Genomic DNA, 14,242 nt, shown 5'->3' on the forward strand with positions numbered 1-14,242 from the left:
GCGCCCCTGCCCGCCATCACAAGCGGGTGCGCGGCACTTTGTAAAAAGAATGCCGCCTTTTTGAAAAAAGGCGGCACCCGGAAACTTTTACTGTTTTTTGAACGATGTTTTCAGAAGTCGGCTTCCAGCGTGAAGTGGAAGGCGCGCGGCATGCCGGCATAGGCGGCGCTGCCACTGTTGAGCGAGGTGGCCGTGGCATCCTTGGTCGTGACACCGGCACTCGACACCGTGCCATTATAGACCGAGGACCAGTACCGCTCATTGGCCACATTCGTCACGCCAAAGCGGGCCATCCACGGGTGCTTTGCCGCACGGAACGGATAACGCACGCCCAGATCAAGGGTTACGTAGGAGCCGGCATAGGTCGAATTCGTAATATCCGCAGCCCGGCGGCCCGTATAATGCACGTTGGCATTGACCGCCAGGCCATTGAGCGCAAAGCCACGCGGGAACGGAATGCGGTAATCCATCAGCGCATTGGCCTGCAGCGGGGCCACACCCACAACTTCCTTGTTGTTGAGAGCGGCAAAGGCTGCGTGCGTCACCTCGGCATCGATCCACGTCATGCCGCCGATAACCGACAGGCGGGGCGTGATGTGGCCCATGGCCTGGAACTCCACGCCATAATTGCGCTGCGTGCCGAAATTGCCATACAGCGTGTTGCTGCCTTCATAGAAGGCATAGCTGCGCGTGGCGCGGAAACCCGCCACGTTGAACTGCATCTGGCGCCACTGCATCTTGTAGCCCACCTCATATTCCTCGCTATGCACGGGAGATGTGAGGCCATTGGCATTGAGCGCATCGGCCGGGGCGGTCGTGCCCGCCTGCAGCGAGCGGCCATAGGTGAAATAGGCGGTCTGGTTGTCGGTCGGCTTGTAGACCAGGCTGGCCATGGGGCTGAAGGCCGCATTGGCGCGGCTGTTGGTGGTGGCACCCTTGGCCAGATGGGTGGTGGTGACGGTATAGCCGTTCTCGATGCTCGTGGTGTTCTTGGCCGCCGTCGTGGTGCTCGTGGCGTCCTGATCCAGCCAGCTCCATGCCAGCGTGCCCATGACCGACCAGTGCTTGTTGAAATGCACCGTGTCACCCAGAATCATCGACTGGTAGCGCACGTACTGCGATTCATACTTGCCACTGTAATAGGGCTGCGGGCCATTGGCCGCCACGGTGGGGTTATTCAGCGAACCCGACTTGATATCGGTATAGCTCTGCCCGCTCAGGGGGTTGTAACCGCCTTCCATGTAGCCATTGGTGCCAATGACCAGGTCATGCCTGATGAAGCCGGTGCGCACATGGCCGTTGATATAGGCCATGTTACTGCCGACCTTGAAGTCATTGACCGTGGTGGCGGCCGAGAGGGACTGTGTATAGCCACCGGAATTGTTGATCAGCGAGTCAGCTGATTCAAACACCTGCCGCCCGGAATCCTGGTACAGCCCGCCGATGACGAAGCTCCAGTTATCATTGATCCGGTGCTTGAGCTTGGCGAGGAAGACGTTGTTCTCGGAATTGTAGCCCGAATAGTCCTGCCCCATATGGGGTTTGCTCAGGTCAGGGGCCGCGGGCAGGTTATAGCCCTTGAGGTTGACGCCCGCGGGCATGCCGCGCTCATCGAAGGTATAATGGCTGGCATCGAGTTCCAGCACGGTATCGCGGTCGAAATGGATATCGAAATCGGCGCTGACCATGTTACGGCGCACCCAGCTGTCCTGCACATAGGACGTGCCATCGCCATGCAGCAGGTTGATGCGGTAGCCAAACCAGCCATTCTTGCCCGCGCGGCCCGATGCATCGACGTTTTCCATCAGCGTGCCAACGGAATCCACACCCACCACAAGGCGGTTGATGCGTTCGTCGGTCGGGCGCTTGAGGCCGTATTCAAACGTGCCCGCCGGGTTCTGGGGTCCATACATGGCGCCTGCAAGGCCGTTGAGCACCTGCACGTTATCGAACTGCTCGGCGGCATATGGCGTGACCGTAAAGGCGTTCAGCCCGTCGATGCGGCTGTTGGAGATCACATCCGCCTCGAACCCGCGCGACTGCGGGCGGCTGGTGCCGGGGTCGGCGCGCGTTTCAAGCTGCACCGAGGGGATGTACTGCATCAGGTCGTTGATGTTGCGCGCCTGCTGGTTGACGATCACGTCATGCGGCACGGTCATGATCGACATGGGCGTATCAAGCGTGCGGCGCGTGCCCAGCGGGCCAAGATTGGCCATCTTCTTGTTATAGTTGGCCGCGGCACCCGCCACCATGCGGTGGTGGCCGATCACGGTCATTTCCTCCGCATTGGCGGAGCCTACGGCGTCATCGGCGGCGGGGGTGGTTTTTGCGGTAGAGAGGGCTTTTCTGCCCTTGTCCGCATCCGTGCCGGTGCCCTGTGCGTAAGCGGAGGGGATGAGCAGTGCGCCAAGACTGGCCGAAAGCATCCACGCCATACCTGCGGTCATTCTGGCCATGCTGATTCCATTTCGTTAGCCATGTTGAACATGCATGGGCGTATATAACCCGCCTGCCACAGCGTCTATATCAGCATAAATATATTAATCACGTAATCGTCACATAGTGCATGACTGTGTCCTTATAGATACAGATGTCTATATATTCCTGTATATAGATATACCTACTTTACCAACCGCACTGATAACCCGGCTTTTGCAGCCAGCCCGGCGCGATACGGCACAACTATATGGAATTGATACTGAAAAACACGTGCCGCCCGTGACGTTTGCAGCGGCCCGCACCGCAATACCGCACGCCGGCGGAACGGGTGCCCCATTTCCGGCCACCATGCCCCTTTGGGCGCAGGCCATGCCCATCCGCCCCAGACACCATCAGCCAGAAAGTTTTTGGTGAAGCTTTTTTTAAAAACTCTTGAAAGGACAATGATCTTTTGAAAAAAGGCGGTACCCGGAAACTCTTATTCCACAAGCTGTTTGACAACAGGTTTCCTAGACGCGCGCCAGCAGCAGCATGGCCCCGAACCCCATGAACACCAGTCCGGTCACGATGCCAAACACCCGCCGCACCACCGGCGTACACAGCCAGGCCGACAGCATGCGCCCGCCGCCCGCGTAAACCAGGTACCAGAACGCCTCCACAAACACGAAGGTGGTCACGAGCAGGACATATTGCGGCATGTGCGGGGCGGCGGGATTGACGAACTGCGGCAGGAAGGCTGCAGCAAACAGCAGCAGCTTGGGGTTGCTGATACCGGTCAGGAATCCATCACGGAACAGCTCACGCCATGGGGCGGCCGGGCACGCATCCGCCGCGTGCGCGCCCTCGCCTTCACTGTCGCGCGCCATCCACACGCGCACGCCCAGAAACACCAGATAGGCCGCCCCCACCACGCGCAGCACCGCAAACAGCCGGGGCGACGTTGCCAGCACGCCCGCCATGCCCGCAAGGGAGGCGCACACCACCAGCACGATGGCCAGCATGCACCCCGCCATGACCCCCGTGCTGCGCAACAGGCCATGGCGCACGCTGATGGACATGACATGCATCATGTTCGGCCCCGGCATGGCCGAGAGCACGAAGGCGGTGGCGGCAAACAGCAGCCATGTATGAAAGCTCACCCGTTCCACCCCGCTCATGCCATGCGCATGGCGTAACAATGCAGCCTTCGCTTGACGGATGGCAAGCCTGTGCTGTAAACGAATGTTATATTATAACACTTTGGGCGTTCCCATGCCATTCCCGTCCCCCTCAGCCGCCCGCCACGCCCCGCAGGACAGCAACACGCCAATGCCCCACCCTGCCCCAAAGGCGGCAACACCCCTGCCGCTTACATGGATGGCCCGCGCGGGGTGGCAGCGTCTGGTGTGCATGGCGCTGCCCTGTGGCCTGTTATGGGGGCTGGTGGCCTGGGCCGTGGCCCAGCCATGAGCCATGGCGCCATCGGGCTGGATGATGCGGGGGTGACGCTGCACGGCACGCCGGTGTGGCAGCATGTGACCGGCAGTTTCGCGCCGGGCAGCATGACGGCCATCGCCGGGGCCAATGGCGCGGGCAAGTCCACCCTGCTGCGCGCCATACTGGGCGAGGTGCCGCTGGCCACGGGCAGGATTACGCTCGGGGGCCTGCGCGCGCAGGATTTTGGCTACCTGCCGCAGGCCCGCATCATTGACCGTGCCTTTCCCATCAGCGTAACCGACATGGTGCTCGGTGGCGCATGGCGCCAGACCGGGGCCTTTGGCGCGGCCAGCCGGGCCGTACGCCAGCGCGCGGCCGATGCGCTGTGCCGCGTGGGGCTGGAGAAGCAGGCCGGGCGCATGATCGATGCGCTCTCGGCAGGGCAGTTCCAGCGCCTCCTGTTCGCGCGCCTGCTCATGACCGATGCCTCCGTCATCATGCTCGATGAACCGTTCACCGCACTTGATGCCCCCACCACGCAGGACCTGCTGGCACTGGTGCGCGAATGGCACGCGCAGGGCCGCACCATCATCGCCGTGCTGCATGACATGCACCAGATCCGCACCTGCTTCCCCCATGTGGTGCTGCTCTCGGGCGGGCAGGCCATCTGGGGCGAGACCGCGCGCATCCTTACGCCGGGCACGCTGCAACGTGCGTATGACACGCCGCAGGCCACCCCGTGGGCAGGTGGCCCGGCATGAGCATGCTGGCCGGGTTATGGGAGCCGTTCGCCACCTTTGGCTTCATGCGCCGCGCGCTGGTCGCCTCCATCACGCTGGGCATGGGCGCGGGGCCGGTGGGCGTGCTGCTGCAACTGCGCCGCATGAGCCTGATTGGCGATGCGATGAGCCACGCCATCCTGCCCGGTGCCGCCATAGGCTTCCTGGCGGCGGGCGGGCTGTCGCTTACGGCCATGGGGCTGGGCGGCATTGCTGCGGGGCTGGGGGTGGCGCTGCTGGCGGGGCTGGTGAGCCGCCGCACGCACCTGGCGGAAGATGCGAGCTTTGCCAGTTTCTACCTCACCTCACTGGCGCTGGGCGTGCTGATCGTCTCGGCGCGGGGGTCCAACATCGACCTGCTGCACGTGCTGTTCGGCACCATCCTCGCCATTGACGGGCCTGCCCTGTACCTGATGGCGGGCATCACCACGCTCAGCGTGTGCCTGCTGTCCTTCATCTGGCGGCCACTGGTCATGGAATGCGTCGATCCCGGCTTCATGCGCATGACCGGCAGCCGGGGCGCGCTGTACCACATGGTGTTCCTGTTCCTTGTGGTCATCAACCTCGTGGCCGGGTTTGAAGCCCTGGGCACGCTCATGTCGGTGGGCATGATGATGGTGCCCGCCGCCACTGCCCGGCTGTGGACGCGGCGCCTCGTGCCGATGATGGCGCTCTCGGCCACGGTGGGCATGCTGGCGGGCTATACGGGGCTGCTCGTGTCCTACCATTTCCGGCTGGCGGCGGGGCCGTGCATCATCCTCACCTGCTCGGCGGCCTACCTGTTCTCCCTTATCACCTCCCCCGCCGGCATCCGCGCGGGGGGTGGTTCATCCCCTTTCCGGAGTCACTGACATGCGCCGCCTCACCTGCCTTCTGGGCTTCTGCGGTTTCCTGTCCATCCTGCCTGCCCGTGCCGCCCCCGCGCCGCATGTGGTGCATGCCGTTGCCAGCTTTACCGTGCTGGCCGATGTGGTGTCGCATGTAGGCGGCGCGCATGTCGCGGTCACATCACTGGTGCCGCCCGATGGCGACCCGCATGAATTCGAACCCGCCCCCGATGATGCCCGCGCCCTGCGGCAGGCCGATGTCGTGTTCATGAGTGGCGAAGGGCTGGAAAGCTGGTTTGCCCGCCTGGCCCACGCGGCGGGCTATCAGGGCAAACCCGTCATCGTCTCGAACGGGATCGACATCCATACCGAACACGATGGCCAGCAGGTGGAAACCGACCCGCATGTGTGGAACAGCGTGCCCAACGTGATTGTATGGACCAACAACATCCGTGATGCGCTGATTGCCGCCGACCCGGCGGATGCCGATGATTTCCGCGCCTCGGCCGCGGCCTATACCACGCAGCTCCAGGCCCTTGACCATGACATCCGCACCGCGATCGACACCATCCCGCCCGCGCGGCGGCGCGTGCTGACCAGCCATGATGCCTTTGGCTATTTTGGCCGCGCCTATGGCGTGACCTTCATGGCGCCGCAGGGCCTCTCGACCGAGACCGAAGCCTCCGCCGCCGATGTGGGCAGGCTGATCGCGCAGATCCGCGAAAGCGGCATGACCACCTATTTCCTTGAAAACGCGACCGACCCGCGCCTTGTGCAGCAGGTCGCCCACGCCACCGGGGCACAGCCCGGCGGCGAGCTTTATGCCGAGGCGCTCTCCACCGCGGGCGGCCCCGCACCCGATTACATCAGCATGATGCGGCATAATACCGAGCTGATGGTCAGGGCGATGCGCCCGCACTGACCACGGCAGTCGCACCCACGGCAAAGGGGGTGAGGTCAATGGCATTTTCATGCATGCCCACCACCGACTGCCGGTGCGTGATCGACACCACCGTCATGCCCGGGCAGGCCTGAGCCAGCAGGGCGTAAAGGGCGGCCTCGGACGCGGCATCAAGGTTCGAGGTCGATTCATCCAAAAAGACCCAGCCCGGCCGCGCCAGCACGATGCGCGCAAAGGCCAGGCGCTGGAGTTCGCCGGGCGAGAGGATCTGCCCCCACGGCTCCTCGTTTTCAAGGCGCGGCACCAGCGCGCCAAGGCCGACCTGCTGCAGCACCTGCGCCACCTGCGTTGCGGCATAGGCCGTGCTGTCCGCCGGGTAGGCCACGGCCCGGCGCAGCGTGCCGGTCGGCATGTAGGGGCGCTGGGGCACGAACATCATCGGCGCGTCAGGGCGCGTGATCGTGCCTTTGGCAAACGGCCAGATGCCCGCCAGCACCCGGAACAGCGTGGACTTGCCGGTGCCCGACGGGCCGGTCACCACCGTCATCTGCCCATGCGGCAGCGTAAAGTTCACCCCCCTGAGCAGCGCCGTGCCATCGGGGCGGAACACGTCCAGCCCGCTGACCTGCATGGCCGCCCCGGCGGGGGCGGCAACGAGGCTGACCTCGCTCTTCATGGCCTGCGCGCGGTCCATCACGCGCTGGAAGGTGGCCAGACGCGCCACCTCGGCATGCCATGTGGTCAGCGCGGCATAGGAGTTGGACAGCCAGCCCAATGCCCCCTGCACGCGCGAGAACGCCATGACCAACTGCATGAGCGTGCCGAAGCTCATCTTGCCCGCGAAATAGCGGATCGAGCCGATCAGCAGCGCAAAGTTGCCCGACACCACATCAAGCCCGGTGGTGAGCAGGCCCAGCCATTTGGTGCGGCGCATGATGGACAGGAAATTGCCATAGACGGAGGCGAATGACCGGTCGAGCCCGGCCTGTTCCTCCGCCTCGCCCCGATAGAGCGCGATGCCCTCGGCATTGTTGCGCACATGAACGAGGCTGTAGCGGAAATCCGCCTCGGCGCGCTGCTGGAAGAACTGCAGCCCCGCCAGTTTATGACCGGCAAGATGCGTGACCCACGTCGCCACCACGGAATAGATCAGCGCGGCCCAGAAGAAGTAGCCCGGTATGGACATGCCCCATATTTCCAGCGGCCCGGACAGCACCCACAAAAGCCCGACATAGCTGAACAGCGTCACGATATTGGACAGCAGGTTGATGAACTGCGTCAGCGTATCGGTCACGAAGCTGTTCAGGTCCTCCTGTATGCGCTGGTCGGGGTTGTCGGCCCCGGCCTCGAGGCCCGACGTGGTGATGGCGATGCGGAAATAGGTCTGGTTTTCCATCCACTGCCGCGTCATGCGCGCGGTCAGCCACCGCCGCCAGCGCAGGCCCAGCATCTGCTGCAGGTAGGTGGCATAGACACTGAACAGGATGGCCGGGATGGTGATGATGAAGAAGCCGGGCACGTACCCGCTCTCGTTATGCACATACCAGAACAGCCCGCGCAGGAAGGTCGTGGCATCACGCTGCTGCAGCGCCGTGTAATACACATTGCGCGAGAAGGACTGGAGCAGGTCCATCCCCACAATGGAGAAGGTCAGCACCAGAACGGCCACGAGCAGGCCCCAGGCCCATTTTTTGTCCTCCGACACGAAATAGGGGCGGGTCAGGTACCAGACATCTTTCAGGAGAAGGCGCAAATGCTGCATGTTGATCCCGTGCAGTGGGGTGAAAGGCAGGAACCCACAGCATTCCCACGAAGTGGGGGCGGACTCAATCATGATTGCGCCGCAGGCCCGTTTTGCGCGAAAAAAGCCGGGGTATTAAGCATTATCACAACTTATTGACCACACGCGCCATTTGCGCGCGTCCGGCACCCGGCAGGCAATACCGGCTGACAACAGGGGTTTATGGCGCACAAAGCGCATGACAAGGGCGCCATATATCGAAAAGACGAATGCCTGACATATCCGCCGCAGGGGTGTGGCGCGCGCGCATCGTGATATGCCTGACACATAGATTCACAATTGAGTGGGCCCTGATGGACCCGCCAGATGAACATGCAAGGAATAATGAATATGGTGTCGTTCGGTCGCGTCCTGTCCGCCAGTGCCTTCGCAACCCTGCTGGCCGCAGCACCGCTTGCGGCCCATGCCGCTGAAGTCTCGCCGCCCACGGGCGCAGGTGTTGCCAACCAGGTCGAGCAGATCAAGCCGGGCTCGCTCTCGGCCGATACGGTGTATTCCGCCGTCGCCTCCGCCAAGCCCGCTGATCTGGGCGGCATCATGAACTACTGCATCCAGTCCAACTACCTGACCGCGTCTGAAGCCTGGCCGGTGCTGGCCGCCTTCAACAAGAAGACCAACGACGTACCGTCCAACCAGAAGGGCAACATGTCCTACGCCGATGGCTCGACCGGCCTGCTGAAGGTGGGCGGCAAGGCCCCCATCTCGCTCGAGGACGCTTCGGCCGACATCCGCAAGCAGGCCTGCGCCAAGGTGGAAGCCCGCGCGAAGTCCATGCTCTGATCAACGCGGCCTATCGCCCCGTTCTACAGGCCCCGCCGGTTATCCGGCGGGGTTTTGTATTTAAGAACACCCACCCGCCCCGCATCGGGGAATGGTCAAAGACGTTTTTGGTGAGGCTTTTTCAAAAAGCTTCATAAGGAACGCCGCCTTTTTTGAAAAAAGGCGGCACCCAAAAACTTTTATTATTTTCTACTGCACCCACACACGTGAAAAGGCCATGTGATACAGGCTGGTCACAAAATAATGGCCCAGCCGGGGCGAGACGAGATCGACATACCGCGTGCTAATCATGGGGGCGGCGGGGGCGAGACGGGTGATGCGGTCATCGACCTGCCCCCACAGTGCCAGGGCTGCCTGCGGGTCAGGTTCGCTACGGATGCGCGCCACAAGCGCCTGCACCACCGGGTCGCACAGGCCGGACATGTTGATGGAACTGTCAGAACCGGGATGGAAGTTCTCGCAGCCAAACAATGTATCGAGAAAATTGGAGGGCGAGGCGTAATCCGCATACCACCCCAGCAGGCTGATCTGCACATGGTTGGTGGTGTTGGCGGCGTAATTGCCCTCCATGGCGGGCGAGAGCGGGTGCAGCCGCGCGTGGTAGCCGATCGCCTCAAGCATGTCGCGCAGATAGGTGCCCATGCTCACATACATGGCGGTGGCGGGCACGATCAGGGTCACGTCCATGCCCTCCGTGCCGCTTTCATGCACAAGCTGGCGGGCGCGTTGCAGGTCCGGGTGTGCCCAAGGCGTGGCCGGATGGTCGGGGTCGGCGCCAAGCGTCCAGGCACAGGCGCCATCGCCGGGCAGCAGCCCCGGCGGCACCATGCGGCACAGCGGGGTTGCAATGCCCGACCCGCCATACAGGATGGTCATGGCGCGCCGGTCAAGCGCGTAGTTTACGGCCTCGCGCGCCTTGGGCTGGTCAAAGGGCGGGATGTTGACGTTCATCGGCAGGAAGATCAGGCCATAGAGTGGCGATACATGCACCTGCGCCGTGTAGCGGCTGCCAATCTCGCCCAGCCGGTCAAGCGGCTTGAGGCCCGCCATCCAGTCATACTGCCCGCGCTCGACGGCGGTGACCGCATCTTCTTCCGACAGGCCGAAATCATAAACGATGCGGTCCACATACCCATCGGGCTGGGCCGTCTCGCTCCATTCATGAAAATAGGGGTTGCGCTCGAGTACCAGCCCGCGCTCGGGGTCGGATGACACGATATGGTATGGCCCGGTGCCGGGGGCGGCCACATTGCCCAGATCATGCGCGGGCGTGGAAGCGGGCAGGATGGCGGCATGGCCGAAGGCGAGTTTTTGCGGGAATTCGGAGTCAGGCTGGGTCAGGCGGATGGTGATGCGGCGGGTGGCGGGGTCGGTCTCCACGCCGCCTTGCAGCGTGCAGTGCGCACTATTACGCAGGCAGGCATCCGCCCCCACTATGGTACCGTAAAACGAACCTGCCGTGGGCGTGCCCACCTTGAAGATGCGCCGCAGGGATGCGGCCACGTCCTCCACCGTAACCGGCGTGCCATCTGAAAAGCGGATGCCATCGCGCAGGGTAAACACCCATGTGCGCCCGTCATCACGCAGCTCGGGCATGGCCTCGGCCAGGTCAGGCACCACCTGGTTGCCTGCCGGCCCCTCCAGCTTGGGATAGGTGAGCAGCCCGTCATAGATGACGGTGGCAAGCTGCATGTACTGGCTGGTGTAGCTGATCTGCGGGTCGAGCGTGCCGGAAGCACTCGCCGCCGTCAGCCGCAGGGTGCCGCCGCGATGGGGATTGCCCTGCGTGCCTTGTGCACAGCCTGTGGCTGGCAGCGCATGCAGCAGGCCGCCAAGCATGAGCGCGACCATGCCCAGCCGCTGGCCTGATGCCCGCATGCGCTGGCCCGCCCGGTTCAGTTATGCGCCGCAGGCGACATGAGTTCGGTCATGCGGGCCGTGATGTCGGCTGCCGTGGCGGTGGCGGGCAGGCTGCCCTCATAGCGCCCGGTGGGCGACATGATCACGATCTGGCTGGCAGGCTCCATGCTGTAATCGCCATTCGCACCATCACGCCGCACGTAAGGGGCATGGTACTCCTTGGCCACGGCCTGGATCATCTTGGGCGAGCCGGTCATGACCGTGACATGCGAGCCATAGCGCAGGGCATAGGTACGCAGCACGTCGGAGTTGTCGCGCATGGGGTCGAGCGTGATGAAGATGGGCACCGCAAGCCGCGCGCGGTCGTGGCCCAGCGCCTCCACGCCCTCGGCCATGGCCTTGACGGTGGCGCCGCATACATCATCGGGGCAGTGGGTATCGCCAAAATAGATCAGCATCCACCGGCCCCTGAAGTCGGTGTCGAGCACCGAGCCATCCGCCCCGTTGATCAGCCTGAACGACCCGCCAACCGGGTTGCCATAGGTGGTCAGCGGCACGGGCGCGCTGTCGGAATAACGGTAGCCGAAATACCCCGCAATCGAGGAGACCACCAGTATGGCAAACCCGACCAGCACGAAAAACCGGTCCCGTTCATTTCGCATTATCAATGTGCATCCGCCCAGTTCGTTCCGGTCCCGGTTTCCACGACCAGGGGCACTGACAGGGCCGCCGCGGATTCCATGACCTGTTTGACGAGGGCTGCCAGACGATCGGCATCATCCTTGCGCACCTCGAACACAAGTTCGTCATGGACCTGAAGGAGCATGCGTCCGTCAAGCCCCGCATCGGACAGGGCAGCCGGAATTCGCACCATGGCGCGCTTGATGATGTCGGCCGCACCGCCCTGCAGCGGCGCGTTGATGGCCTGCCGCTCGGCATAGTTGCGGCGCACGGCACTCTTCTCAGCAATGCCCGGCACAAAGCAGCGGCGGCCAAAGGGTGTTGTGACATAGCCGTTCTTGCGCGCCTCCGCCTTCACCCGCTCCATATAGTCGCGGATGCCGGGATAGCGGGCGAAATAGGCGTCGATGTAACCCCTTGCCTCACCGGGGGAGATGCCAAGCTGGCGACTCAGGCCAAAGGCGCTGATGCCGTAGATGATGCCAAAATTGATGGCCTTGGCGCGCCTGCGCGTGAGCGGGTCCATGCCCTCAAGCGGGATGCCGAACACCTCGGAGGCCGTGCGGGCGTGGATGTCCTGCCGCAGTTCGAACGCCTCACGCAATGCGGGAATATCCGCCACATCGGCCAGAAGCCGCAGCTCGATCTGTGAATAATCCGCCGAGACCAGCACATGACCCGGTTCCGCCACAAAGGCGCGGCGGATGCGCCCGCCCTCTTCCGTGCGGATGGGGATGTTCTGCAGGTTGGGGTCGTTCGATGACAGGCGGCCCGTTGTCGTCACCGCCATCTGGAAGGACGTGTGCACGCGGCCCGTAGCGGGGTTGATCTGGTTGAGCAGCGCATCGGCATAGGTGCTCTTGAGCTTGGCGAGCTGCCGCCAGGCCAGGATCCGCGCAGGCAGGTCGTGGCCCTGGTCGGCCAGGTCCTGCAACACCGCCGAATCCGTGCCCCATGCGCCCGCCTTGGTGCGCTTGCCGCCGGGCAGGCCCATCTCGTCAAACAGGATCTCGCCCAGCTGCTTGGGGGAGCCGACATTGAAGTCACGCCCGGCCAGCGTGTGAATCTCGGCCTCGATCACCCCCATACGCTGCGCGAACTCGGTGGACATGGCGCGCAGGTCATTGGCATCAACCCTGATGCCCGCCCGCTCCATATCCGCCAGGATGGGCACCAGCGGGCGCTCCATTTCCTCATACAGCGCCAGTGCCTTATTGGTGCGCAGCTGGGGTTTGAGCACCTGCCACAGGCGCAGGGTCACATCCGCATCTTCCGCCGCATACGGCGTGGCGCGGTCAATCGCCACCTGCGAGAACACGACCCGCTTGCGGCCCGTGCCGGTCACTTCATCATAGGGGATGGGCGTATGGTCGAGTGTGAGGCGCGAAAGCTCGTCCATCCCCTGCCCGTGCTGCCCCGCGGACTGCGCGTAAGAGATCAGCATGGTGTCATCGATCGGGGCAGGCTGCACGCTGCCCGCCTGTGTCAGCACCAGCAGGTCGAACTTGGCGTTCTGGAAGACCTTGAGCACGGACGGGTCGGCAAAAAGCGGCTCGAGGATTTCCAGCGCGGTCTGCGCCTTCATCTGGGGCGTGCCCGCGCTGTCCATCAGGTCAACCTGATGGCCCAGCGGAATGTAGCATGCCCGCCCGCAGCGTGGCGCAAGCGAGATGCCGACCAGCGGGGCCGTGAGCGGGTCCAGCCCGTCGGTTTCGGTATCGACCGCGCACATGCCGCTCGTGCGGGCCTCACTGACCCATTCCCGCAACACCTCGGGGTCGGTTACGGTGATGTAGGGGCCATAAGGCTCGGCCGGAAAGGGCGGGCGCTGGGCCACCGGGGCCGCGGCCAGCGTGTCATGCGCCGAGATGCGCGGGCGCGGCTTTACCTTGATGCCCATGCGCTGCAGCAGCGATGAAAATCCCATATCCGACAGCCATGCGCCAAGCCGCTCCATGTCCACATCGCAGCAGCCCAGATCGGCCAGCTTCTCGGGGCAGGGCGCGTCCTCGCACAGCGTGACGAGTTTGTAGGACAGGCGGGCCATGTCGGCATGGGCCAGCAGGTTCTCGCGCCGCTTGGAAGGCTTCATGCCCTCCGCACCCGCCAGGATGGCATCGAGCGAGCCATATTCCGCCATCAGGGCCGATGCGGTCTTGGGGCCAATTCCGGGCACGCCGGGCACGTTGTCCACCGGGTCGCCGATCAGGGCCTGCACCTGCGCCACACGGTCCGGGGCTACGCCAAATTTTGCCTCGACTTCCTTCGGTCCGATCGGCCGGTTCTTGATCGGGTCCATCATCATCACGCCGGGGCGGATGAGCTGCATCAGGTCCTTGTCGGATGAATAGATGGTGCACTGGCCGCCCGCATCGGTGGCCTTGCGGGCGTAGGCTGCGATCAGGTCATCGGCTTCCCAGCCCGCCTGCTCGATGGCGGGCACGCCAAAGGCTGCCGTGGCGTCGCGCACGAGGCTGAACTGCGGGCGCAGCTCCTCGGGCGGTTCGGGGCGGTGGGCCTTGTATTCGCCATACAGGTCATTGCGGAAGGTATGGCGCCCCGCATCGAATATGACGGCCAGATGCGTGCCCGCATGCTCGCGCAAAAGCCGCGAGAGCATGTTGGTGAAACCATAGACCGCGTTGACGGGCGTGCCATCGGGGCTGGTCATGGGCGGCAGGGCGTGGAAGGCGCGGAAGATGTACCCCGAGCCATCCACCAGGATCAGGTGAAGCGGCGTGTCGCTGGACATGGATGT

At 63.7% G+C, this 14,242-nt stretch carries 11 protein-coding genes; 5 read left to right on the forward strand and 6 right to left on the reverse strand.

Annotated features, from left to right (window positions below; translation table 11 throughout):
- Positions 1–110: 110 nt before the first annotated feature.
- Together DV027_RS07415 and DV027_RS07420 are read right to left on the reverse strand one after the other, a co-directional pair.
- A complete protein-coding gene (locus tag DV027_RS07415; protein WP_130731223.1) occupies positions 111–2,456 on the reverse strand; it encodes a TonB-dependent receptor in 2,346 nt (781 codons plus the stop codon).
- Positions 2,457–2,948: 492 nt separating this feature from the next.
- On the reverse strand, positions 2,949–3,578 hold the full coding sequence (locus tag DV027_RS07420; RefSeq protein ID WP_130731273.1) for a LysE family translocator: 630 nt from the start codon (positions 3,576–3,578) through the stop codon (positions 2,949–2,951).
- Positions 3,579–3,690: 112 nt separating this feature from the next.
- On the opposite strand from DV027_RS07420, the gene DV027_RS07425 reads away from it, so the two are divergent.
- Genes DV027_RS07425 through DV027_RS07440 form a run of 4 tightly spaced genes read left to right on the forward strand, consistent with a single transcriptional unit; the run spans position 3,691 to position 6,383 of the window.
- Positions 3,691–3,888: a hypothetical protein gene (locus DV027_RS07425; RefSeq protein WP_130731224.1), complete on the forward strand. Its 198-nt coding sequence runs from the start codon at positions 3,691–3,693 to the stop codon at positions 3,886–3,888.
- Positions 3,885–4,616: a metal ABC transporter ATP-binding protein gene (locus DV027_RS07430; protein ID WP_408884455.1), complete on the forward strand. Its 732-nt coding sequence runs from the start codon at positions 3,885–3,887 to the stop codon at positions 4,614–4,616. Before DV027_RS07425 ends, DV027_RS07430 begins: the two co-directional genes overlap by 4 nt.
- Positions 4,613–5,485, forward strand: coding sequence for a metal ABC transporter permease (locus DV027_RS07435; protein WP_130731226.1), 873 nt, complete (start codon positions 4,613–4,615; stop codon positions 5,483–5,485). The genes DV027_RS07430 and DV027_RS07435 overlap by 4 nt, the downstream gene beginning before the upstream one ends.
- A 1-nt stretch (position 5,486) precedes the next feature.
- Positions 5,487–6,383, forward strand: coding sequence for a metal ABC transporter solute-binding protein, Zn/Mn family (locus DV027_RS07440; protein ID WP_130731227.1), 897 nt, complete (start codon positions 5,487–5,489; stop codon positions 6,381–6,383).
- On the opposite strand, the gene DV027_RS07445 is transcribed toward DV027_RS07440, so the two are convergent.
- Complete coding sequence (locus tag DV027_RS07445; protein ID WP_207303444.1) at positions 6,361–8,124, reverse strand: ABC transporter ATP-binding protein/permease; 1,764 nt, start codon at positions 8,122–8,124, stop codon at positions 6,361–6,363. The genes DV027_RS07440 and DV027_RS07445 overlap by 23 nt on opposite strands.
- A gap of 369 nt (positions 8,125–8,493) precedes the next feature.
- Here DV027_RS07445 and DV027_RS07450 point away from each other — a divergent pair, with 369 nt between their 5' ends.
- Positions 8,494–8,943, forward strand: a complete 450-nt coding sequence (locus tag DV027_RS07450) for a DUF2501 domain-containing protein (protein ID WP_130731228.1) — start codon at positions 8,494–8,496, stop codon at positions 8,941–8,943.
- 189 nt (positions 8,944–9,132) lie between these two features.
- On the opposite strand, the gene DV027_RS07455 is transcribed toward DV027_RS07450, so the two are convergent.
- From DV027_RS07455 to polA, 3 genes are read right to left on the reverse strand one after another with little or no spacing between them, the layout of a single operon-like run.
- Positions 9,133–10,821 (reverse strand): ABC transporter substrate-binding protein, encoded by a 1,689-nt coding sequence (locus DV027_RS07455; RefSeq protein WP_130731229.1) that lies wholly within the window; start codon positions 10,819–10,821, stop codon positions 9,133–9,135.
- 17 nt (positions 10,822–10,838) lie between these two features.
- Complete coding sequence (locus DV027_RS07460) at positions 10,839–11,468, reverse strand: SCO family protein (protein WP_130731275.1); 630 nt, start codon at positions 11,466–11,468, stop codon at positions 10,839–10,841.
- Entirely contained in the window at positions 11,468–14,236 is a 2,769-nt protein-coding gene (polA, locus tag DV027_RS07465) for a DNA polymerase I (protein WP_130731230.1), read from the reverse strand. The genes DV027_RS07460 and polA overlap by 1 nt, the downstream gene beginning before the upstream one ends.
- Positions 14,237–14,242 lie beyond the last annotated feature (6 nt).

Source organism: Komagataeibacter xylinus, assembly GCF_004302915.1.
GTDB classification, from domain to species: Bacteria; Pseudomonadota; Alphaproteobacteria; order Acetobacterales; family Acetobacteraceae; genus Komagataeibacter; species Komagataeibacter xylinus_C.

Excerpts from the sequence above, each read along its gene's own strand:
- DV027_RS07415 (WP_130731223.1), bottom strand. The coding sequence starts at position 2,456 with ATGGCCAGAATGACCGCAGGTATGGCGTGGATGCTTTCGGCCAGTCTT.
- DV027_RS07425 (WP_130731224.1), top strand. The coding sequence starts at position 3,691 with ATGCCATTCCCGTCCCCCTCAGCCGCCCGCCACGCCCCGCAGGACAGC.
- DV027_RS07430 (WP_408884455.1), top strand. The coding sequence starts at position 3,885 with ATGAGCCATGGCGCCATCGGGCTGGATGATGCGGGGGTGACGCTGCAC.
- DV027_RS07435 (WP_130731226.1), top strand. The coding sequence starts at position 4,613 with ATGAGCATGCTGGCCGGGTTATGGGAGCCGTTCGCCACCTTTGGCTTC.
- DV027_RS07440 (WP_130731227.1), top strand. The coding sequence starts at position 5,487 with ATGCGCCGCCTCACCTGCCTTCTGGGCTTCTGCGGTTTCCTGTCCATC.
- DV027_RS07445 (WP_207303444.1), bottom strand. The coding sequence starts at position 8,124 with ATGCAGCATTTGCGCCTTCTCCTGAAAGATGTCTGGTACCTGACCCGC.
- DV027_RS07450 (WP_130731228.1), top strand. The coding sequence starts at position 8,494 with ATGGTGTCGTTCGGTCGCGTCCTGTCCGCCAGTGCCTTCGCAACCCTG.
- DV027_RS07455 (WP_130731229.1), bottom strand. The coding sequence starts at position 10,821 with ATGCGGGCATCAGGCCAGCGGCTGGGCATGGTCGCGCTCATGCTTGGC.
- polA (WP_130731230.1), bottom strand. The coding sequence starts at position 14,236 with ATGTCCAGCGACACGCCGCTTCACCTGATCCTGGTGGATGGCTCGGGG.